This window comes from Paenibacillus sp. S25, from assembly GCF_019454085.1.
GTDB lineage: Bacteria > Bacillota > Bacilli > Paenibacillales > Paenibacillaceae > Paenibacillus > Paenibacillus polymyxa_B.
Genome location: NZ_CP073683.1, coordinates 3036077 through 3058487 on the forward strand (window position 1 = coordinate 3036077; position 22411 = coordinate 3058487).

Below are 22411 nucleotides of genomic sequence, written 5' to 3' on the forward strand. Positions count from 1 at the left end.
AGAAGTGTTTTCTGGATAGGCAGTTGGATGAAGTGAATGAAGATTACAGAGGATAAACCATAATCCCGATATTACATTAGGTTGGGTATTTAACTGGAGAAAAAGAAATGACATCAGAGCTTGTTTTTCGACTGAAAATTTCTTTAAAATAAGTATATAGCTACTTTTTGCTCTACAATAAAATACCACAGATTGGTTACTCGACTGGAGGAAAAGAAATGACATCGGAGTGGCAGAGATTACAGACCAAACTGCCGGAATGGGTAGAACAAAGCCGTCATGAGTATATTCATGGCAAGGTAGCAGCATATATTCCCGAACTGTCCAAAGCCCCGGCCGACGCGCTGGGTGTTGTTGTAATGAACGGTGCGGGTGAAACTGTGGTAGCTGGGGATACGGAAATCCAATTTACGATGCAAAGTATCTCAAAGGTATTTACGCTCATTCTGGCCTTGATGGATAATGGTGAGGACGTTGTCTTCTCTAAGGTGGGTATGGAGCCTACCGGAGACCGTTTTAATTCCATGTTAAAGCTAGAACTGGTCGAGCCGGGTATTCCGTTTAACCCACTGATTAACGCCGGAGCGATCGCAGTCTCCTCTCTGATTCGCGGGAACAGTCCAGAAGAGAGATTTGCGCGTGTTCTCCAATTTTTCCGCCTGCTTACCCACAATGACACATTGGAATATGATCAGGATGTCTACGATTCAGAATCAGCTACAGGCCATTTGAACCGTTCCCTTGCTTATTTTCTAATGGAAAAAGGAATTTTAAGAGGTCATGTGGAGGATGTGCTTGAAGTTTATTTCAGACATTGTGCTGTCAAATTGAACTGTACAGATTTAGCACGTATGGGACTTGTACTAGCTTACAACGGCCGTGATCCGGTGACAGGTATACCGCTGATTCCCCGCCGCTATGTACAGATCGCCAAAACATTTATGACGACATGCGGCATGTATGACGCCTCAGGGGAATTCGCCATTCAAGTCGGACTACCTGCCAAAAGCGGCGTATCAGGCAGTATTATGACGATGGTACCCGGACGATATGGCATTGGACTGGTTGGACCTTCTCTGAACCGTATGGGCAACAGTACAGCCGGTGTACACTTGCTGGAGAAGATGTCTCGGGATTTGGACTGGAGCTTGTTCTAAGTATACGAAAAAAAGGGTATTCCCAGCCTTTACGGCTTATAGGAATACCCTTTTTTGTTGCGTGTCTTCTATGTTACGAGATTTGACCGTTAATCAGTTTAATTTGAATGCGGAACGGATCAGCTACATACTTGGCGCCATCGCGTTCTTGTATTCCATAGCCTGCTGCCTCTAAACGAGTTACAATGGCATCCAATTCATTCTGATTCGGTACGATCAATTCAAAATAATCCAATCCTGCAGCATTCTCAGGAGCTGGTGGTGCTCCTTCACCTGCCCATATATTCAAGCCCATATGGTGGTGGTAACCACCTGCGGAAACGAACATGGCTGAAGAGCCATACCGGCACGTAATGTCAAAGCCAAGCACATCGCAATAAAACTGCTGTGCTTTGAGCAAATTAGACACATGGAAGTGGACGTGCCCGATTACCGTTCCCTGCGGTAGTCCCTGCCAAGGTAGATTTTCGGAAATCGCAACCAAGTCTTCTGCATCCACAGGATCTGTTCCCATAATGTAAAATCCATTTGCATCCTTTTTCCATTGATCACGGGGACGATCTGCATAGATTTCAATTCCGTTATTATCGGGATCATGGATATATAGGGCTTCACTTACATCATGGTCTCCCTGTCCGATTTCAATCTCATGGGCCAGCAGATTACGTAAAGACAGGCCCAGAGCTACACGGTTTGGGAGAAGAATAGCAAAGTGATATAACCCAGCAGCAGATTGACGCGGCAGAATAACTGCATTTTCAATATAATTAAGGATCAGTAGCGCATGCTTCCCATCGACAGTCAATTCAGCGGTATCCGCCGTTTGACGCAGCAGCTGAAAGCCAACGACCTCTGTATAAAATTGAATAGAACGCGCCAAGTTACTAACCTTTAATGAAACCTGCCCGATTTTGGTGTTGTCATGAATATGTGCTGTCATGAGATTTCCCTCTTTCTACATGGATTGGAGGACTAAAACTAATCAAAAATTATTGTTTGGTTGACTCACGACGGCTGAATAAAGAATCCAGAGACAATCGAGTCGTTGGAGCAAATACCAGATGAAGAGCTACCAGAATAAAAGCAATATCCAGCTCATAGCCAGCGCCTTGACCATTCCCCATCAACCCGCCGGACAATTTTGCTGTGAAAATAGCGCCGATCAAAACAATAACCAAAAGCCCAGATACATAGCGAGTGAGCAATCCAAGAATCAATGCAATCCCGCCGACCAACTCAATCACCGCAACGACATAACCTAAAAATCCTGGAACGCCAATGCTGGAAAACCAGCCTGCTACATTACCCAACCCCATTTGGAATTTAGCAATTCCGTGTGCCAAAAACAAAATTCCCAGCGCCACCCGCATAATTGTAGAAATGTTTCTGCTTGCTGAACTCATGTTTATCTCTCCATTCTGTTTGTTTATTACACTCATACAAGTGCATATGAATAATTAATTTATATTACTAATAATTTGGTTAAAAAAATAATACTGTCTGAATCTCTGCCGCACCACCACATTAGTGTGAATCAAACTCGAATTATTAGTAATAGAAATAATTATTTTGTAATGTGAATTTATCATAAGAAACTGTAGTCTGTCAACAAATTATTTGGTATGATAAATATTAAATTAGTATACATTATATTCCCTTAAAGGAGGAACGCTCTATGGGTATAGGATGCAACATACGCGCCGCTCGTAAACGTAAAAATTTATCCATCCAGCAAATATGTGAACGAACCGGACTATCGCAAGGGTTTATGAGTCAAGTAGAAAATAATAAAACCTCCCCTTCCATCGCAACATTGGACAGCATCGCTAATGCGCTTAAGGTTCCCCTTGCTTTTCTGCTTCTTAAAGAAGAGGAACGGATGCAAGTGATTCGCAAGGACGAGCGTCGTAAAACGTTATATGGTAAAAACAACCTCCAGGTTGATCATTTAGGGGGGCAAGGAAACGTTAAAATGATGCTGGTGGACATGCCGCCAGGCTCATCTACAGAAGAGGAGCATGCTCATGCGGGGGATGAGATTCATTTTATCTTGGAGGGCACGGTATACGTGGAGCAAGGCGAGGATTCAGCTACTTTGGAAGCAGGAGATTCCTTTAGCTGGAGGGCAGCTATCCCCCATTATGCCAAAAACGTGGGTGAAAACAACGCACGTATCCTGATTTCCGTATTTCTCGAAGCAGATAATGACGCTTAATAGATACTTACGCAAGCATGAAGCAACAAAAGTACAAATTCCATCAAAAAAAGCGCGTACCGGAAGTATCTTTACTTCAACGATACGTGCTTTTTAAATTTTCACTTACTATTGCTGCTCTTAACTTATCCATCGCCTGCTGGGGCATCTGTACGCGATTCCCACGGCAGCTTGAAGGATTTCATAATTTGTTTGGTATTAGCAGGGAGTCCAGTTACGGGATCACCCGTAGTACCCAGCAGTTCTTCTTTATTTAGCGTGGTAATCCGTCCATAATAAGTAGTGCTGCTGTCTCCCCATCCTGTAGTAAACTCGTAGATCAGCGGCTTATTTAGCTTCGGATAAGTTCCCCACCGATTTTTTGCTTTATTTTTCAAAAAACGCTCAAGCGGATCATATTCCATTGTAAATGTTTTATCAAAAGGGGCTCCCACATACCCTTGATAGGTGACAAGTGGAAAACCGTCCTTCACTTCAACCAAGCTCAGCACATCCCCGTTCACCGTAAAATACCGTAATGCTTCACCTTGAGGGAACATATAGACACTCGACAGGAGCTCAGTATTGGGAAAATGTGCTTGGATATAAGGATGGACAGAACGTCTGCCTAAACGAGTTAACGCATCACGCGCTGTCGCCAGATCTCCCTCGTATATTTCTTCTTTTAATTTACCATGAATCTCTGGCTGCACCTGAATCTGTGTATTTGTCTTCTCCAGCGTATAACCTAATTCAAGCGACACATCTCTCAGAGGTACATATACTTGTTTACTTACAACCTCAAAGGTAAGTTGCTGCTGGTTCTTACGTGGTCGCTCCTTAAGAACCAAGGGTTCTGCCCACTTTTGTAGCGTAACCTGCTTCTTTTTGACATCCCAGTGATAGGTTGCACCCACAGCTTCGGCGAAAGGTTTAAGCGGAACCATGAGCTTTCCGTCGATCAATAGAAGCTTAGCCTTGCTGTCTATAGGCTGACCGTTTATAACAATATCTATGAACTGCGTTGATTGAGACGCTATGGCACCCTGTTCAGCAGCTTCGGCAACCGCTTGATGCATTGTGGTCAAGAGTAAGGATAGCATTAACAAGGCGACAAACAATCGCTGAAATCCTGCTCGTTTTAGCTTCATCATCAGTCTCCGTTCACTTAATGAACTTGTTCATTCCTGATCTATCTCTTTTTGGCTGCGTCAATGTCTCCAGGATTCAGACCTTCCCATATGTTCGGGATACTAACGGTCTCTGGATGCTCAAATACGAGAAACGCAGTCGGCAAATACCGCTCTCCGTATTCAGAAGAAGGCTTGTTCACAATGGCATTATCCTTGACGAGCACCGTTGAGGAACCTCCATCCAGATTAGCACCGATAACCGCTCCGTGTTTAAGCAAAATATTTTGCATATCATACAAGTTGGCACCAATACTGTACCCAGGCTGACGACCGTCGATGGTCACAAATATAATGGCCCCGTCTGCTTTTTGCCCCATTGCGGTACGGGGAGCAATCCCCCACCCCTCGCTTGCATTGCGAATCAGACCTTTCCCATTCACGATTAGGCGTGGTTGAAAAGTAACCGCTTCTTGCACATTCATTTTGGACAACTCAGACAACGAATAGTGACCGGCTATCATTTTTCCCTGCTTATCAATACCTACGATTTGAACAGAGGCATTTTTACCCATATCATTGTAGAATATCTCACCCTGGGAAATGACAACGCCAATCGGTTTAAAACCATTCCCATTCCAGTTGGGGTCGGCAAAGCCACCGCCATTTACACCAGCAACAGCTCCTAAACGTTCGACCATACTAGATACCCTTTCTCCCCGGCCGACCTTGGCAGGAACCCCGAGCCGGATTTTAGTGGGGTCATGCACCGTCATAACATAGCCATGATAGTTGCGGCCCGATACCTCTTCCACTTCAACCAGCGGCGTTTGTTGTACTTTGGTCGGTATCAGATCAGGCAGATTGATTGTATGTCTGTCCTTCTCCTCACCCATCGCTTCAAAACGGGCCGAATATTCAGCCACACGTTTTTTTGCCTCTGCTTCACCGATAAAGTACTTCGCCCAGTGACGATGTTGGGTCGTGATCAGCGTATCAGCAGCCAAGTAGCGCATATCCTTGCCAGATGGCGTTAAGAACAACCACGCACCGCCCCCTATTCCTGCTAACAGGAATACAATAAAAAGCCGCAGCATAAAGCGACCGAATTTTCCTTTTCGTTTCTTTTTTCTATTTTTCTGCCTGCGAGCTGCTGCACGCTGTGGCAAGACTTCCGGTTTCATTCATCATCTCTCCTGTTATTGGTGACTTCTATCTTATTCATCACTATGGCCCATCAAATGATCCGTAACGATAGGCAGCGACATCTAACGACAATATCATAAACTAATTTTGTAGAATGATAGTGTCAATTTTTTAACAGATTCATCCACTCTGAAAAAAAACACAGGAAAAAGTCCTCCACATGAATGTGAAGGACTGTAATTAAGGGTACTCTACGCTTTTTACGGAGCAGCCTTTGGTTCGAGTAGCATGAACAGTTCTTTCATCTGCTGTCGCTTGAGTTTGGGACTAAGCACATACAATGTATCGCCCGGTTCAATCACCGTCGTGCCTCTCGGGGCAATAATTTGCTCGTCCCGAATTATGGCTGTGAATAAAATATCTTCAGGCAACTGTATATCCTGAATCGCTTTGCCCGCTATCGACATCCCCTTTTGTACCTGAATGTGGTTGATTTCCGAAGTGGTTTTCCCCAGAGAAACTAATTCCAGCAATGAAGGAGACGATGTTTCGTTAGGGTCCATCAAGCCAAGCTTCACCGCTAGCCACGAAATAGTTGTACCTTGAATGATCGCAGAGGTGAGCACGACGAAAAATACAACATTAAAAAACAAGGGTCCTACATCCATCTCATCCAGTAAAGGATAGGTTGCTAGTACAATAGGTACCGCCCCCCGCAGTCCTGCCCAGGATAACAGTGTCTTCTCGCGCACAGAGTACCTGGAAAAAAGCAAGCTTAGGAACACGCCTATTGGACGAGCCACGAGCATGAGGATGAAGGAGAGCGCCAAGCTTTGCCACGCAATGCCCAGCAATTGATCAGGAAAAACCAATAGGCCGAGCAGGACAAACATCATAATCTGCACCATCCAGGCGAAACCATTGTTAAAATGAATAATGGATCGCTTGTAGGTCAAGTCGGAATTTCCCAAGACAATGGCCATGACATAAACCGCCAGCAATCCGCTTGCCTCCAGTAACGATGCCGCCGCATACGTCAAGACTGCAAATGCCAGCGCCATTACAGGATACAAACCGGATGAATCAAAATTCATTTTATTAATCGCATATACACCTATACGTCCAAGTACAAAACCAACGATTAAACCAAAACCCATTTCCCATAAAAACAACAAGATATGTATCCAAATGGATTGCTCAGGGTGATGTATCAGCTCAATCAATGTTACCGTGAGAAATACAGCCATCGGGTCATTACTGCCGGATTCCGCTTCGAGCGTCGAGGTAATTCGTTTTTTGATGTTTTTACCTCCTAGAACGGAAAACACCGCTGCCGCATCCGTCGATCCGACAATAGCGCCAAACAGCATGGATTCCATCCAGCTTACGCCTAAAATAAACTTGGCGCATACGCCAATGACTACGGTCGTAATGATGACCCCTAACGTTGATAATGATAACGCAGGTCGAATAACTGGCTTAACGTCTGCAAACTTTGTCTGCATCCCGCCTTCAAACAAGATTACAATGAGCGCGAGAATGCCCACCAGCTGTGTGATAAAGGCATTATCAAAATAAATAAACTGACTGAGCACCATACCTACGGCAATAAACAAAACAAGCGCAGGCATACCGAAACGGCTGGAAAATTTGGTAGTCAGCACACCGACCAGCAGCAAGCTGGACAGCAAAAGCACAATCAAATTTATAAGGGTTGTCTGTTCCATACGGCTTCTCCTATCTTGAAAATGGATGTTCAATTTTTCGCCTTCTATCTATATACCCTCAAATCACACAGAATACTAATCTTAAGTAAAAAAATATATGAGAAAACCAAAAAATCCAGCTCATGGTCTGTGCTAAATCGCACTCGATGAGCTGGTTTGTATATTTTTTATAAGGTTAAGCAGAGACATCGTCGTGCTTTAGGCTTTAGGATGAATCATATGCGCAGGTACAACATATTGATCGAACTGTTCTTCAGTCAACAGTCCGCTGCGGAGAGCCGCTTCTTTTAGAGACAGTCCTTCTGCATGTGCAAGTTTGGCGATTTTAGCGGCATTTTCATATCCGATATGTGGATTCAATGCTGTCACCAGCATCAGCGAATTATTCAAATTGTGCTCAATTTTAGCGAGATCAGGCTCAATGCCGATCGCACAGTTGTCATTAAAAGCAATAATGGAATCGGCCAGCAGATGAACAGACTGTAAAAAATTGTATATGATTACTGGCTTAAACACGTTCAGTTCAAAATTACCCTGACTCGCAGCAAAGCCGATAGCTGCATCATTACCCATTACTTGCGTAACGACCATCGTCAGTGCTTCGCTCTGGGTCGGATTCACCTTACCGGGCATAATGGAGCTACCTGGCTCGTTAGCAGGGATCGTAATTTCCCCCAAGCCGCTACGCGGACCACTTGCCAGCCAACGAACATCATTGGCGATTTTCATCAAATCGGCAGCGAGCGCTTTGACTGCTCCATGTACGGCCACCACTTCATCGTGGCTGGTCAATGCATGAAATTTATTGGGTGCGGAAGTGAACGTTTTGCCAGTGAAACTGGAAATTTCCGCAGAGGTTCGGGAGCCAAACTCTGGATGAGCATTAATTCCTGTTCCCACCGCTGTACCGCCAATCGCCAGCTCCTTCATATATTGCACCGTGTCGATGATAATTCGCTTGCTCTTGTCCAGCATGGCATACCAGCCACTTATTTCCTGGCCCAGCGTAAGCGGTGTCGCATCTTGTAAATGGGTTCGTCCAATTTTTATAATATCCTTGAATTGCTCTGACTTCTGTTGAAAAGTCTCTTTCAGCTTATCGATGGCAGGCAACAAACGGTCCTCCACTGCAATGACACCCGCTACATGAAGCGCTGTAGGAAACGTATCGTTTGAGCTTTGCGACATGTTCACATCGTCATTGGGGTGCAGCTTCGTATCTTTTCCCTGCTCTTGTAACCATTGGCTTCCCAGATGAGCAATCACTTCATTCACATTCATATTGGACTGCGTACCGCTCCCTGTCTGCCATACAACCAATGGGAAATGGTCATCAACCCGCCCTGCGAGAATTTCGTCCGCTGCATAAATAATGGCATCCTGCTTCTCCTGTGATAACTTACCCAGCTTATAGTTACTGATCGCCGCGCTCTTTTTAAGCACCGCGAACGCCTGTATGACCTCTAATGGCATTTTCTCCGAACCAATCGGGAAATTTTCCTTGCTGCGCTGTGTTTGCGCTCCCCACAGACGGTCTGCCGGTACTTTGATTTCGCCCAACGTATCCTTTTCGATGCGGTAGTTCAACTCATTTCCTCCTCTTGGCCTATGTAATTCAGACAAAATATGGTGATCTCTCTTGCCTATTATACATTAAATTTCAAATGTTATCATTTATTTTGCAAGCGCTTTTTTACGATGAGGCCAGAGGAGGCAAAAGGAGATTTCAGCTACTATCCTGGGTCACTAAGTTCAGCTAATGGTGATATTTCTTTTGCCATGGACTTCTTTTCTGCCCAGTAGCTTGTTCAGCGCATCGATGTAAGCTTTGGCGCTAGCTTCCAAAATATCAGTACTTGTGCCTCTCCCCAGTGCTGTGTACTCACCTTGCCTCAAAATGGCGTGTACTTCCCCCAACGCATCTTTGCCATATGTTACAGATTGGATCGAATAATCCTCCAACTCCACCTCTTCACCACTGGCCTTGTCTATAGCATGGAAAATCGCATCTACAGAACCGTTACCCATTGCTACTTCATCAATTGCTGTCCCATCTTGTTTACCCAACCGAATGGATGCGACTGGAACCGACTGATTGCCGTAAGACACCTGAATGGAATCCAGTGTGTAAATTTGAGGTGAGGCATTGCGGCTTTCATCCATCAGGACGAGCAAATCTTCATCCAACACCTGTTTTTTCTTATCCGTCAAGGCCTTGAATTTGCGGAACGCCTCTTGCAGTTGTTCCTCCGTCAAAGCTTCAAACCCCATGTCCGCCAGTTTTTCTTTAAATGCATGTCGACCCGAGTGCTTGCCCAATACAAGTTTACTTGTCTTCAGACCAATACGCTCAGGGGACACGATCTCATACGTTGTACGCTCTTTAAGCATTCCGTCCTGATGTATACCAGACTCGTGCGCAAACGCATTGGCTCCAACAATGGCCTTGTTTCCCGGTACCGACATCCCTGTACGTTTGCTCACCAGGCGACTGGTGGCATACAGCTCCTCCAAAACCAGACTCGTTTGTGCACCATAGAGCTCGGTTCTAGTGTCAAGGGCCAGTGCAACTTCCTCGATAGGTGTATTTCCGGCTCGCTCACCGATGCCATTGATGGTGCCTTCAAATTGGTCTACACCATTACGGATAGCCGCCAGCGTGTTAGCTGTTGCCATACCAAGATCATCATGACAATGTGTGCTAAGTTGTATTTTTTCGATACCGGGCACTTGTTGTTTTACAATTCTAAACATTTCACCGAACTGATCCGGCGAGGCGTATCCCACCGTATCTGGTAAGTTGACGACTGTCGCACCAGCACGAATCGCCATATCCACGACCTCACAAATAAAGTCCAGCTCGGTACGACTGGCGTCCTCTGCTGAAAATTCTACCTTGCTGAAATACTTGCGTCCATAACGAATGGCAGCAGCAGCGGTCTCTAATACTTTCGCTTTATCCATTCGCAGCTTATATTGGCGGTGAATGGGTGAGGTAGCCAGGAACAAATGAAGACAGGCATCCTCAGCTCCTTGTAGCGCCTCTCTGACTGCGTCAATATCCTGTTCCTTCGAGCGTGCAAAACCAACCAATGTTGCTTGGGTAACCTGTTTGGCAATCTCCTGCATGCTGATAATCTCACCAGGCGAGGTTGCTGGAAAGCCAGTCTCAATCCGATCTACGCCTAACTTTTGCAGCTGAAGAGCAATTTCCACCTTTTCTGTGCTGGTTAAGCTAACTCCTGGTGATTGCTCTCCATCTCTTAACGTTGTGTCCAACACCCATATTTTACGCATACAGATACCACCTTTGGATTGATTTTAGGAGATGTTCGAGTAGAAGGCTTAAAATTCGTTTTATCATTCGTCTGATCATCTGATGTTTAAGAGTAAAAAAATTTATGAACTTCCCATATGCTTTTGCAGCTCCAGCTTGGTGCCGTCCAAATGTTGAATGCTATACAGCTCGGCAGCCTTGCCATCCTGATCCCGGATTGCTTCATATATTTTTTCATGCTGCAAAGTAAAATGATTTTGCATCGCTGGATCGGTAATGAGATTGTTCAACGCCTTGCGAATGGCCTCTACAAAGCTGCCATATACGTCTGTAAGCACCTTATTGCGTGTAGCTCCGGCAACAGCCAAGTGAAAAGTGATATCCGCATCTAAGTACCCAGACAAATCTCCAGCGGCCAAAGTTGCAGCACGACGGTCCAGCGCCGCACGCATTAAGTGTAAATCCTCGTCATTACGACGTAATGCAGCCAATCTGGCAATCTCTAGTTCCAACACACTCCGCACTTCATAAACTTCAATAATTTCAGCACGGCTTAGACGGTAATCCAATGGTTCTTGAGAAGTCGTCGGTTGGCAGACAAAAGTTCCGTGTCCTTGCTTTTTCTCTAATAGACCGGCATGTACCAGAACGCTAACCGCTTCACGCACTGTAGATCGCCCGACTCCGAATAGCTTCATGAGCTCAGGCTCGGTTGGAATCTTTGTCCCCACATTCCATTCACCAGCAGCAATTTTTCGTTGCAGTTGTTCAGCTACTTCATCGGCGATTTGCTTGCGTTTGACGGCTTGAAAAGGAAAATTCATCTGATCATCTCCTGTTTCGTATCATACTATGACTGCTTGGCATTCTGCAACCTTTTTCTTCCTCCTTCCCCATTGGCCCTTACCTGTGCTTTACATACCCAAATAAAGCCTGCACCGTTGGACACGATACAGGCTTATAAGGATAAATTAAAAGCTAGGATTTCGATTTATTAGGTGTAATACAATACAAACGGCTGGTTGCCTCAAAAATATGGCCTGGAGCCAGTGCAATCAATCCGATCTCCTCCGCTGGTAGGTCCGGACGATTCGGTGCATTGATCATGTTCATTTGCGGCTCAGGACAAATGAATTCCTTGTTCGCTTTGTTATTCCAGATCATCCAATGCTTATAAGCTGTACCTACATCGTATACGAGGGTAGCCCCTGTCTTACTGTGTGTCAGTTCCATGTAGTTGCGTCCATTTTGCGGAGCTGCCGTGTAATGATTATCCATAGAGGCAAAATAAGGACTAACTCCCGTCGTCTTCAGCAGTTCCTCTTCCGGAGATAAAGGCTGGAACTGGCCTGTGGCCAACAACCGTTCCGTCAGCTCACGACGCTCACCGATTGTGACCTTAATCTTGTAATCCTCAGGCGAGCTATCGGGTACGAACGGAACGCGAATCGCGGTGTGAAAGGCAAATAAGTTGGGGATCGGTTGATCGCCCTCGTTATGGATCACATAACGCTGATGCAGGCCAAATTCGTCCAGGCTGTACGTTAACTTCATGGTAAAGGTGAAGGGTAAATAGCGGAACATGGGATGTCCTTCCCTTACATGCTGATTCATTACCACATAGCTACCTTGCTCCCCGGAACCGTAGTCCTCAACCTCCCACCGAACAGTGTGTAAAAAGCCGTGCAGATGGTTGTGGGTCGCCTCTTCATTTATCGGCAGCTCATATGTAACACCATTCCACAGGAATTTTCCATCCTCATACCGATTCGGAGGGAACAGGAAAGGAATTCCGTAAACGGACGGGCTTTGCTTAAAAGCCTCTATGCTCTCAGCATCTGGCTCACGCAGAAAAGAATATCCCGTTTCATTGTCACGAAAAGAAATCAGATTTGCGCCGTTTCCCGGCAGGGCAACCGCTTCATATCGTCCAAATTTAAGACGAATCGCCGGTATTCCATAATAAAGATCACCAATTGCAGCATGTTGTTGTGTCATCAAAAAATCCTCCTTGATGAAATGACGATGTTTAATGAAAGCGTTTAGCTTTTGGCTTGACTATACCATGCTGAGCAAAAAAATTCCACGTCCACAAAAAAAACGATGCCCCGCAAGGCATCGTCCTTCACACATCACTACACATAACGTCCCTGTTTGGGTACAGCCATGTGCTCAAAATCTCCCGCCAGTCGCTCCAGCTGATCTGTCAGCTCAGCACCATGCATGTAATGACCATGTCCTGTAACTGCAATCTCAGGCTTTAACTTGGCCAGCATTTCCACCGAACGCTGCGCAGCTCGCCAATCTGTTGTAAAATACGCAGGAGGCCCATGTATTTCTTTTTCCTGTAAAAGAACGGCCAGTGCCGATTCCTGTTTCACCGTAATAAAAGCGTCACCGGCCACCATTAACCTTCTTCGCTCATGAAAAAGCGATACATGACCAGGTGTATGTCCTGGCGTATGCAGCCATTTCCAACCAGGGGCACCGGGGACACTGCCATCATGGGGCAGGGATGTGATGCGATCATCGAGATCTATAGCATCATTGGGGTATAAGAAGGAAATGCCCGACATTAAACCTCCCCCTACACTAGGGTCAGGTTTTTGATAATCCTTCATTCCCGTCAAATAAGGTAATTCCAAAGGATGTGCATAAACAGGAGTACCCCAATGCTGTACCAGCTCAATAACCGAACCTACATGATCAAAATGACCATGAGTAAGCACAATAGCGATCGGAGGGCCAGCGAACCGTTCCTCTGCCAGGCGTATAATCGAGTCTGTAAATCCTGTCATCCCCGTATCCACCAGCACCCAGGATCGGCTTCCCGGCTCCCCAATAAAACACATATTTACAAACAACGTCCGTAAGCTCAGGAGATCGGGAGCAGCCTCTTCATTTGCCGTCATTCCTTCGGTGAACAGATGATTTGCCAAAGCTTCACCCTCCTATTCACATGGAATTTCCTGTTAATATCGACCTTTAGGCTTCCCCCATGTCAGCAGATTATGCGGACACTGCTTAATATAATCCGCTTGTCACGAAAATAGACCATGTTTACATTACTCGGGTAATTTGCTCCATGCCGTATCTAGCAAATAGTCGAACAAATCATCGTTCTCTTCGATCCAGCTATCCATTTGCAGCATCTCTTCCTCTACCCGTGGCTCTCCCGCAAAATGGAGGCTGTAATCCCACTCCTTTCCCCTTTTACTATGGAACGTGATTTCATATATAGAACTCTGCCCATCTACTCCAAATACCACTTGGCCCAGATAAGCACCATTCTCATCTCTTGTCATTTGTGCTTGTTGAATATGTACTTCTTTCACTTCCTGAGGTGAATTTTGCTCTGTCATTCATCTATCCGCCCTTTCATTTTCACTAAATAGTACCAAAACTGATTTGTGAACCTTTTCGTTACATTGTACAATATATAAGCTATGTGTCGAATTTGCAAAAAAACTGTGCAAGTTACCCAAGCCTTGTTTAAGGCTTTTCGTGAAATGGAGGAAAGTTACATGTCAGATTTTCAACAAAAATTGCAAAAATATGCCGAGCTAGCCGTTCGGGTCGGCGCCAATGTTCATCCTGGGCAGACACTCATCGTGCATGCACCAATTTTGTCCGCCGAACTCGTGAGACTTATTGTCAAATCAGCGTATACTGCCGGAGCCAAGCTGGTTACAGTAAAATGGAGTGATGAAACCATTACTCGATTACAGTATGAACTAGCTCCTGATGAAACTTTTAATATTGCTCCCAAATGGTACGCAGCCGAAATGACTGAAGAGGTCGAAAATGGTGCAGCTGTACTCCATGTCATTGCAGAAAATCCGGATTTGCTTAAAGGAATTCCGTCCAGTCGAATTACTGCTGCCCAGCGCGTGCGGTCACATGAATTACGTCAATACCGTGAATATCAAATGGCCGACAAATTCAGTTGGTCTCTGATTGCTTACCCTTCTGCAGAATGGGCTGCCAAAGTATTCCCTGATCTGCCAGCTTCAGAGCAAATGGATAAACTGTGGGATGCCATTTTCAGCACCGTGCGTGTGGATCTGGATAACCCCGTGGAGGCGTGGAAAGAGCATTTGAAAACCCTCTCCAGCAAATCTGATATTTTAAATGCCAAACGCTATAAAAAGCTGCATTATCTGGCTCCAGGCACAGACCTCACCATCGAATTGGCAAAAGATCATCTGTGGGTAGCAGCTGAAAGCGTCAACCAACAGGGACATACTTTTGTAGCCAATATGCCTACCGAGGAAGTGTTTACAGCTCCGCTCAAAACGGGAGTGAACGGTAAGGTCAGCAGCACCAAGCCACTTAGCTACAGCGGAAATATCATCGACAACTTTTCACTGACTTTTGAAAATGGACGTATTGTTGATGTACAGGCAGAGACCGGTTTGGAAACTCTTCAGCATCTCGTAGAAATGGATGAAGGTTCACACTATCTGGGTGAGGTTGCTCTCGTACCTCATAAGTCACCTATCTCTGATAAAAATATTTTATTTTACAATACGTTGTTTGATGAAAATGCCTCTAACCATTTGGCCATCGGTAATGCTTATGCATTTAACCTTAAAGGCGGCAAGGATATGACTCAAGAGCAGTTGGCTGCCAACGGCCTGAATTCCAGTCTGACACACGTCGACTTTATGATTGGATCAGGTGAAATGGACATCAACGGCGTTACCGAGGACGGTACTGAGGAACCTATCTTCCGTAAAGGAAATTGGGCGATCTAACAAGGCAAAAAAGGCTCTCACCGCTTCATGCGTGAGAGCCTTCTTGCTTCATCCTATAGGCTATGTTAGATCTATTTTACATTCCATTTTGCCATCGCTAAACCTCTCTCAAATTTTTGGGGAGTCATAGATATACTCCCGTAATTTCCTGATTATGTACCATAAAATCATAACATAAGCTGCAAGTTAAATAATGGGAAAAAGGCCGCTGATCAGCGACCCTTGATTCTACTTTATTTTGTATCGGGTTAGTTTCTATGTCCAATTTTAGCCTTGTAGGCAAGTGAATACTGGTCAGCCGCTAAAATCGCATCAAGCACATCATCCGCTGTGACAGCAAATGGTAGATTGTGAGCAGTTTCGCCTTCTTTGGTAGCAGCCTGAGCTACCCGGTACAAATCCTCTCGGGAAGCTTCCTGGAGCTTAATGTCTTCCAGCGTGACAGGCAGATCGAGTTTTAGATAAAAGTCAATATACCGCTCCACCTCGGACAAAGGTCTTTTTTCCAAAGCAAGCTGGACTAAGGTGCCAAAAGCTACCTTCTGACCATGTGTTAGGTGATGAATGTCTCCTTCCAGAACGGTAAAACCATTGTGAATCGCATGTGCGCCTGCCAAACCGCCGCTTTCAAAGCCCAAACCGCTTAGCAACGTATTGGCTTCCACTACCGCTTCAAGCGCAGGTGTGACGACTTTGCGTTTCACGGATTCGTAAGCCTGCAGTCCGTAATCGAAAAGAACTTCCTCACACTTGGACGCAATGGCTTCTGCCGCCAAGGTTGGCAAACCACCAGCCATTGTCGTTGCGCGAGCTTCAATGACCGCACGGGCTTCAATCCACGTCGCCATAGCATCCGCAATGCCTGAGGAGAGGAACAAAGGCGGTGCTTGAGAAATAACTTTCGTGTCCACCAGAATCAAGCTCGGATTTTTACTGAAAAAGGAATACGTATCAAATGCACCCTCATCGGTGTACAAAACGGATAGTGCACTGGTGGGTGCATCTGTAGAAGCGGTTGTTGGAATAATCACAACCGAGGAACCGAGTAGTTCATTAACGGCTTTGGCAGTATCCAGTGTTTTACCACCACCTACACCAATGACAATGTCGACCTGGGCGCTTCGTCCCTGATCCGCAATACGGTTGACTTCATTTTTGGATACTTCCCCTTGAAACTCAATTTTAACCGCCGTAATATCAGCCTGTTCCAGACTTTTTACCACGCGGTCGGCTGCAATCTCCCAAACCAGCTTGTCCGCAATAACCAAGGCAGTATGACCTAATGGCTTAACATACTCACCTGTTTTATCAATCACATTTTTCCCTTGCACATATTTACCTGGACTAATAAATACTTTTTCGCTCATCGTTTAACTCTCCCTTCCAAGTTTGTACAATTTCTATTATACGGCTGAAAGGGCACACATCTCAATTTCGAAACCAAGATCTTCAATCATTTGATGATCAAATGTGACCTCTTGGCCTTCTGTCGTTAAATAATCTCCTACAAAAATTGAATTCGCTGCATACAGGCATAGCGGTTGTAACGAGCGTAAATTCAACTCTCGTCCACCTGCAACGCGTATTTCTTTGGATGGACAGATGAAGCGGAACAGTGCCAGCACCTTCAAAGCTTGGATAGGTGATATGCGCTTTGCTCCCTCCAACGGGGTTCCCGGGACTGGATTCAAGAAGTTAACTGGAATAGAATCAGCATCTAACTCGCGTAAAGCATAAGCCATTTGAGCGATTTCCTCATTCGTTTCCCCCATCCCGATAATAACGCCAGAGCATGGAGACATTCCGTGAGATTGAGCCATTTTCACAGTTTCGACGCGTTGATCGTATGTATGTGTGGTTGTAATCGAGGGATAGTTGGCCTTACTTGTATTTAAATTATGATTGTATCGATGTACCCCAGCCTCTGCCAACCGCCGTGCCTGATCTCCCTTGAGAATCCCCAAGCAGGCGCAAATTTTGAGCGACATCGTGCTATTAATTTCTTGTACTGCCTCAATCACCTGATCCAGTTCTCGATCTGTTGGACCTTTGCCGGAAGCTACGATGCAATAAGTCCCTGCTCTCCGCGCTACGGCTTCCCTAGCTCCAGCCAACAGTGATTCCTTGTCCAACATACTATACTTGCTCACAGGCGCCGTGGATACGATAGATTGTGAGCAATAACCGCAATCCTCCGGGCATAGACCACTTTTGGCATTGAGGATCATGTTGAGCTTTACTTTTTTTTCATAAAAATGATGCCGCACCCGAAATGAAGCTTGCATAATCGGTAATAATTCCTCATCGTCGGCTTCCAGTACCGCTATGCCTTCTTCCAGCGATACACGACTGCCATGTATTGCTTTTTCAGCCAACGAGTCCCATTCTATAACCTTGTTTAGTAAATTCATACTTCTTGCCTCCCAAAATTTAATGATCATGTAAATGGAAAAGATTTTCAGCGTAGAGGAAGTTTTTTATTGTCAACCTAATATGATATAATTAGGTTGACAATCACACAAACATCATATCAATTCATGTCCATTCTGTAAAGAAGACAAAATAAAAAGCGACCCCACATCGTTCAAGGTCGCTCTCTAGATTTATTCCGTTATGAGACTCCTGCTTCTTCCACGATGATAGGCTGTTTTATCAGCCGAATACGTGAAATCCGCTTGTTTTCAACTTCTTCTACCGTGAACATACATCCCTCAAACACTACAGACTGGCCAGGTTGTGGGGGAATAACCTCGACATGTGAGTATAGCCAGCCCCCTACCGTATCATAATCCTCATGATCAAGATCCAGTCCAAAGCGATCGTTCACTTCATCAATTAATAACATGCCGTCAATGGAAAATTCCTCGTCATTAATCTGCTCACAACTCGGACGTTCCTGATCGAACTCATCCTGAATTTCACCAACGATTTCTTCCATAATATCTTCCAGTGTTACCATACCCGATGTACCGCCATATTCATCAATCAAAATTGCGATTTGCGTCTTGCTACGCTGCATGCGTTTGAGCAGATCACTAATTTGCGTAGATTCAGGGACAGCAAGAATCGGTCGAATCATCGTACGGGTATCCAGTGTGTTCGCCCGTAGAAGGTCCTTAATATGGATAAAGCCGATAATATGGTCCTTATCTTCGGCGCAGATTGGATAACGGGTTCTCATGCTTTCCGTCGCAATCGCGAGATTTTCTTCTGTGGACTCATTACTGTATAAGCAGATCATCTCAGTTCGCGGAATCATGATTTCCCTGGCGGTCGTGTCGGTAAAATCAAATATATTATCAACAAGCGCCAATTCCGTATTATCAATTAGTCCGCTCTTATTGCTTTCTTTCATCAGAATGCGTATTTCATCTCCGGTATGCGCGGAATCGTCATTTTCAGATACCGGCTCCAGACGGAATAAACGCAGCAGGCTGTTCGCCATTCCATTCAACGCCCATATGAATGGATACATCAACTTGTAAAACCAAGTCATCAGCATGGCTGAATACAGCGTAATGGTCTCAGATTTACGAATAGCTATCGTTTTGGGCGCCAATTCACCCAACACAATATGCAGAATCGTAATGACAATAAATGCAATAACCACGGCAGTACCGTGCACATATACCGCTCCTAATCCGGCGGCTGTAAATACAGGTTCGATCAAATGTGCGATGGCCGGCTCTCCGATCCATCCTAGTCCCAACGATGCTAGTGTAATACCCAACTGGCAGGCAGACAAATAAGCGTCCAAGTTGTGTAACATATTGGCGGCGTACACGGCCTTTTTATTGCCCGCTTCCACCAATGTTTCAATACGGCTGCCTCTGACCTTCACCATGGCAAATTCCGCAGATACAAAAAAACCATTCAATAGTACTAATGCAAAAACAATAAATAAGTTAAACATACTCGGTAAAGGGTCACTCAATATGCTCCCCATCAGCCGTCATTACGGCAGACAGGCGCACCTCCTTCGGATAGTTTCATCATAGACAGAACGATAACACATCATAAGCAGCGTCAACTTCCCAACACATTCACTCCTTCCGGCTTCCAAAGCCATATTCCGCATAAATGATTAGATCATTCATCAGCTTATATTTAATTATATAACTATACTCTATACAGTCAAACCACAAGCAATGTCAGAAAAAAGAGCCCCCCTATCATTTAGGTCATAAAGCTCTCGTTTTCGCCGCTTACCACCAAGAAAGCTACTATATTTGAGAAAGATTATAAACAAAATACATCCCCTGCCGTCTGGCAGAGGATGTAGACTCATATATATGAAGGCATCAGCGAACCGGGGATGCACCCGGGTTCCCGATGACGCCGGGATATTGGTACAACAATGGTTCATCAAATGTTGCATAGTCCAGGTTTAGCATCAGTAGAATGGTCCGTTTGCCCGTCGCCGGATCACTAATAATAATGTGGTCCCGACCTGCTGCTTCCAGAATACCTTTGAATATTTTCGCATTCCATTCCCGGTTATTTTCATAGGTCATATAAAAAGTTCCCGTTTTTCCTAAGTTCAAGCGTAAAATATTTTCGATGTATGATTGCTCGTATTGCGGAGTCTGAACTTGCACTACGGTACCCGTTGGTGTCATAGGGCTGCCACTACTTACTTGAGGTGGAAAGCCAGTCATAGGCTGCATGGTTCCGATTGGAGTCATCCCTCTTGGCCATTCGGGATATCCATTGCCGGAAGCATAAGATACGGGACGGTAAGCTTGCTGTGAAATCATGTAAATTCCTCCTAAAATGGTTTTAATTTAATCCTTCAAGCCATTCTGTAAATTGTCTAATATACATTAGGACAATCCTGTACAGTTGGGCTAAAAAAGCAGTGGGCTTTAAAACGTCCGGTATTGGTCTGGCTATACCAAGTGCCCGGACAGTCTCCGGCAGGTCTGAAAAACCATAATGCATTGGATGCCGGACGTATTTTCTCCCCATTGATTACACGCTGGGCAAGTCGAATGTCCCGATCACGGGCCCTCTGATAAAAATACCCCTTCTGAGTAGCCTCAAACCCGCCGGGGCTTTGAAACACCATGTCATTCATCATACGTATGCCCTGGAAATCCAGGCAATTGGATAAAATCCGGTTCACCCCAACATTACCGACCATGAGCATTCCCTGCTCTCCTTCGCCTTCGGCCTCAGCCCGCATGAGCCGGGCCAGGGTCCTTACATCCTCTGAGTTGGTCTTGATTACAGCCACCGCGTCCCCTCCTCGCTTCTCCATCACATACCCTATCGTATGGTACAAATGCCCAATGGGTGACAGTCCAGAAAACAAAAAAATAGCCCCAAGATTGGGACTACTCATTTAGGCTTTTATTATGGCTAATAAATCATTTTACGTGTCATGCCACCATCTACTACCAAATTCGTGCCTGTTACAAAATCATTGCCGGGTTGTGTCAAATACAGACAGGCCCGTGCGATGTCTTTAGGGGTTCCTACTCGCCCAGACGGATGCTGTTGATGGTCTTCTGCACGCAGTTGCTCATAATCCCCGGTTTCAATCCACCCTGGACTGATGCAATTGACCTGAATTCCGTCCTTTCCTAGCGATATAGCCATCGCGTGTGTAAGGGCCGCAATGGCTCCTTTGGATGCCGCGTAGGCTTCTGTATCCGGCTCTGACATGAAAGCTCGTGTAGAGGTCATATTGACCACAGAGCCACCTTCTACGTTTCGTTTCATTACCTTAGCCGCTTCCCTAGTGGCAATAAAACAGCTGCGTACGTTTGTATTCAAAATGTCATCCCATTCTGCTATCGTTAACTCATATGGAGATTTCCATTTGGACACGCCAGCGTTGTTAATTAGCGTATGAATCGTACCGTATTCTTCTTCCGTGGCACGGATTAGCGCTACAATATCTTCTTCCTTCCGCACATCACAAGGAATAAAAATGGCCTGATAGCCCTCGTTACGGGCTGCTGCAGCGGCTGCGGCACCCTCTTCCTCATTGTGGTCCGCAAATACAACATGGGCACCCTGAGCAGCGTAGGCAAAAGCGACGTCTTTCCCGATGCCATGCGCCGCTCCTGTTACAATAACAACTTGTCCCTCAAATGACACAAATCATTCCTCCTCTGAACTACTCTGTTCTAGTATATATGTACCAAAATGTGCTGTACAAGAAACATCTACAGCCCCCTACCCTGGTTTCTCGCAGAAGGCTGTAAATGAATCCAAGAACATTAGACTGAATTCTACATTTTAACCTGTTCCAAGCTATAGCGATTAAGACGCTGAAACCCGATATACCTTGTACCCTGAAAAGTAAGCCGTCCCTCATCCCCTTCAGCGCATTGACCATATTCTTCCCCAGATACCTTAAACTCCATCCGGTCGCCACTTTCCACCTCGAAGGTTACGTAATAGAAAGTATAGGTACGAGTCCCTTGTTCCTCCTGCCGCCTCTGTTGGAGATGTGTCCTTCTGGCTGTAATTCGGGAACCGACCGTCAATACAGGCTGCCTTTTATTCCGACTCCATTCCATGACTTCCCTGCCTGCAGACAACACGACAATACCCAACACGACAACGAAAAATACGGGCAGTACCGTGCCCAGCCAATCGAACATCCATAATGACTCAAAACCCATGCACCGCACTCCTCTCCGCCAGGCATTCCACAGGGAAACTACCGGGCATCCTGACCTGACCTAAGCTTTCTATAACAGTATATGTATGTTCCTGCCCAAATTTGATAGCAACTCTCAAGAACGCCAAGAGCCCCCACGGAATAATCCGGGAGGCTCAAGATATGGCGATATCAGAATGATGCATCGATTTACACATGTACAAGCTGGAGATAACGTTGTGTTTCATCCAGAACTTCATGATCTTCGTCTTCAGCATAACGCTCTGCACACTGCTTGCAGTCCTCTTCAGTCGTGCAACCATAGGCATCCTGGCAAGTATAACAAAATTGAAGGTAGTATTGGGTTAACATATGATCCTGATTCGCTCTCATGATTATCACTCCTATCG

General features: G+C 45.4%; 22 protein-coding genes. 3 read left to right on the plus strand and 19 right to left on the minus strand.

The window, feature by feature from the left end; all coding sequences use genetic code 11:
* Positions 1–218 precede the first annotated feature (218 nt).
* Positions 219–1157 (plus strand): glutaminase A, encoded by a 939-nt coding sequence (glsA, locus tag KAI37_RS12965; RefSeq protein ID WP_061828299.1) that lies wholly within the window; start codon positions 219–221, stop codon positions 1155–1157.
* Positions 1158–1230: 73 nt separating this feature from the next.
* On the opposite strand, the gene KAI37_RS12970 is transcribed toward glsA, so the two are convergent.
* Together KAI37_RS12970 and KAI37_RS12975 are read right to left on the minus strand one after the other, a co-directional pair.
* The gene (locus tag KAI37_RS12970) at positions 1231–2097 is read right to left on the minus strand and encodes a VOC family protein (protein WP_076293657.1); all 867 of its coding nucleotides are present in this window, start codon (positions 2095–2097) and stop codon (positions 1231–1233) included.
* 49 nt (positions 2098–2146) lie between these two features.
* Positions 2147–2560, minus strand: coding sequence for a DoxX family protein (locus KAI37_RS12975; RefSeq protein ID WP_071640969.1), 414 nt, complete (start codon positions 2558–2560; stop codon positions 2147–2149).
* Between the two features lie 272 nt (positions 2561–2832).
* Between KAI37_RS12975 and KAI37_RS12980 the strand changes: the two genes are divergently transcribed.
* Positions 2833–3372, plus strand: a complete 540-nt coding sequence (locus KAI37_RS12980; protein ID WP_013310428.1) for a helix-turn-helix domain-containing protein — start codon at positions 2833–2835, stop codon at positions 3370–3372.
* Positions 3373–3497: 125 nt separating this feature from the next.
* On the opposite strand, the gene KAI37_RS12985 is transcribed toward KAI37_RS12980, so the two are convergent.
* The 9 genes from KAI37_RS12985 to KAI37_RS13025 form a co-directional block, all read right to left on the minus strand.
* Positions 3498–4505: a copper amine oxidase N-terminal domain-containing protein gene (locus KAI37_RS12985; RefSeq protein ID WP_258382970.1), complete on the minus strand. Its 1008-nt coding sequence runs from the start codon at positions 4503–4505 to the stop codon at positions 3498–3500.
* A gap of 38 nt (positions 4506–4543) precedes the next feature.
* Positions 4544–5665 (minus strand): phosphodiester glycosidase family protein, encoded by a 1122-nt coding sequence (locus KAI37_RS12990; protein WP_220029559.1) that lies wholly within the window; start codon positions 5663–5665, stop codon positions 4544–4546.
* A gap of 222 nt (positions 5666–5887) precedes the next feature.
* Positions 5888–7354 carry a potassium/proton antiporter gene (locus KAI37_RS12995; protein ID WP_220029560.1) on the minus strand — a complete coding sequence of 489 codons (1467 nt, stop codon included), beginning with the start codon at positions 7352–7354 and terminating at the stop codon, positions 5888–5890.
* A 198-nt stretch (positions 7355–7552) separates the two neighbouring features.
* Positions 7553–8941, minus strand: a complete 1389-nt coding sequence (gene fumC / locus KAI37_RS13000; RefSeq protein WP_071640977.1) for a class II fumarate hydratase — start codon at positions 8939–8941, stop codon at positions 7553–7555.
* A 165-nt stretch (positions 8942–9106) separates the two neighbouring features.
* Positions 9107–10651, minus strand: a complete 1545-nt coding sequence (locus tag KAI37_RS13005; protein WP_220029561.1) for a 2-isopropylmalate synthase — start codon at positions 10649–10651, stop codon at positions 9107–9109.
* Between the two features lie 102 nt (positions 10652–10753).
* Entirely contained in the window at positions 10754–11455 is a 702-nt protein-coding gene (locus KAI37_RS13010; protein WP_023988876.1) for a FadR/GntR family transcriptional regulator, read from the minus strand.
* Between the two features lie 154 nt (positions 11456–11609).
* Positions 11610–12629, minus strand: coding sequence for an aldose 1-epimerase (locus tag KAI37_RS13015; RefSeq protein ID WP_013310435.1), 1020 nt, complete (start codon positions 12627–12629; stop codon positions 11610–11612).
* A gap of 137 nt (positions 12630–12766) precedes the next feature.
* On the minus strand, positions 12767–13570 hold the full coding sequence (locus KAI37_RS13020; RefSeq protein ID WP_220029562.1) for an MBL fold metallo-hydrolase: 804 nt from the start codon (positions 13568–13570) through the stop codon (positions 12767–12769).
* A 126-nt stretch (positions 13571–13696) separates the two neighbouring features.
* Positions 13697–13993, minus strand: coding sequence for a hypothetical protein (locus tag KAI37_RS13025; protein ID WP_076293652.1), 297 nt, complete (start codon positions 13991–13993; stop codon positions 13697–13699).
* A gap of 162 nt (positions 13994–14155) precedes the next feature.
* Here KAI37_RS13025 and KAI37_RS13030 point away from each other — a divergent pair, with 162 nt between their 5' ends.
* Complete coding sequence (locus KAI37_RS13030) at positions 14156–15388, plus strand: aminopeptidase (protein ID WP_025722749.1); 1233 nt, start codon at positions 14156–14158, stop codon at positions 15386–15388.
* Positions 15389–15636: 248 nt separating this feature from the next.
* Here the strand turns inward: KAI37_RS13030 and KAI37_RS13035 are convergent, their stop codons facing one another.
* The 8 genes from KAI37_RS13035 to KAI37_RS13070 form a co-directional block, all read right to left on the minus strand.
* Complete coding sequence (locus KAI37_RS13035; RefSeq protein WP_220029563.1) at positions 15637–16755, minus strand: glycerol dehydrogenase; 1119 nt, start codon at positions 16753–16755, stop codon at positions 15637–15639.
* 36 nt (positions 16756–16791) lie between these two features.
* The gene (gene bioB, locus KAI37_RS13040) at positions 16792–17799 is read right to left on the minus strand and encodes a biotin synthase BioB (RefSeq protein ID WP_220029564.1); all 1008 of its coding nucleotides are present in this window, start codon (positions 17797–17799) and stop codon (positions 16792–16794) included.
* A gap of 200 nt (positions 17800–17999) precedes the next feature.
* Entirely contained in the window at positions 18000–19301 is a 1302-nt protein-coding gene (locus tag KAI37_RS13045; protein WP_179085934.1) for a hemolysin family protein, read from the minus strand.
* 388 nt (positions 19302–19689) lie between these two features.
* Positions 19690–20145, minus strand: a complete 456-nt coding sequence (gene gerQ / locus KAI37_RS13050) for a spore coat protein GerQ (protein ID WP_023988884.1) — start codon at positions 20143–20145, stop codon at positions 19690–19692.
* Between the two features lie 56 nt (positions 20146–20201).
* Positions 20202–20624 (minus strand): cell wall hydrolase, encoded by a 423-nt coding sequence (locus KAI37_RS13055; protein ID WP_220029565.1) that lies wholly within the window; start codon positions 20622–20624, stop codon positions 20202–20204.
* A gap of 125 nt (positions 20625–20749) precedes the next feature.
* Positions 20750–21493, minus strand: a complete 744-nt coding sequence (locus KAI37_RS13060; RefSeq protein WP_220029566.1) for an SDR family NAD(P)-dependent oxidoreductase — start codon at positions 21491–21493, stop codon at positions 20750–20752.
* A gap of 134 nt (positions 21494–21627) precedes the next feature.
* Positions 21628–22023 carry a DUF2500 domain-containing protein gene (locus tag KAI37_RS13065; RefSeq protein WP_013371386.1) on the minus strand — a complete coding sequence of 132 codons (396 nt, stop codon included), beginning with the start codon at positions 22021–22023 and terminating at the stop codon, positions 21628–21630.
* A 188-nt stretch (positions 22024–22211) separates the two neighbouring features.
* The gene (locus KAI37_RS13070; protein ID WP_025720704.1) at positions 22212–22394 is read right to left on the minus strand and encodes a hypothetical protein; all 183 of its coding nucleotides are present in this window, start codon (positions 22392–22394) and stop codon (positions 22212–22214) included.
* Positions 22395–22411: the final 17 nt, after the last annotated feature.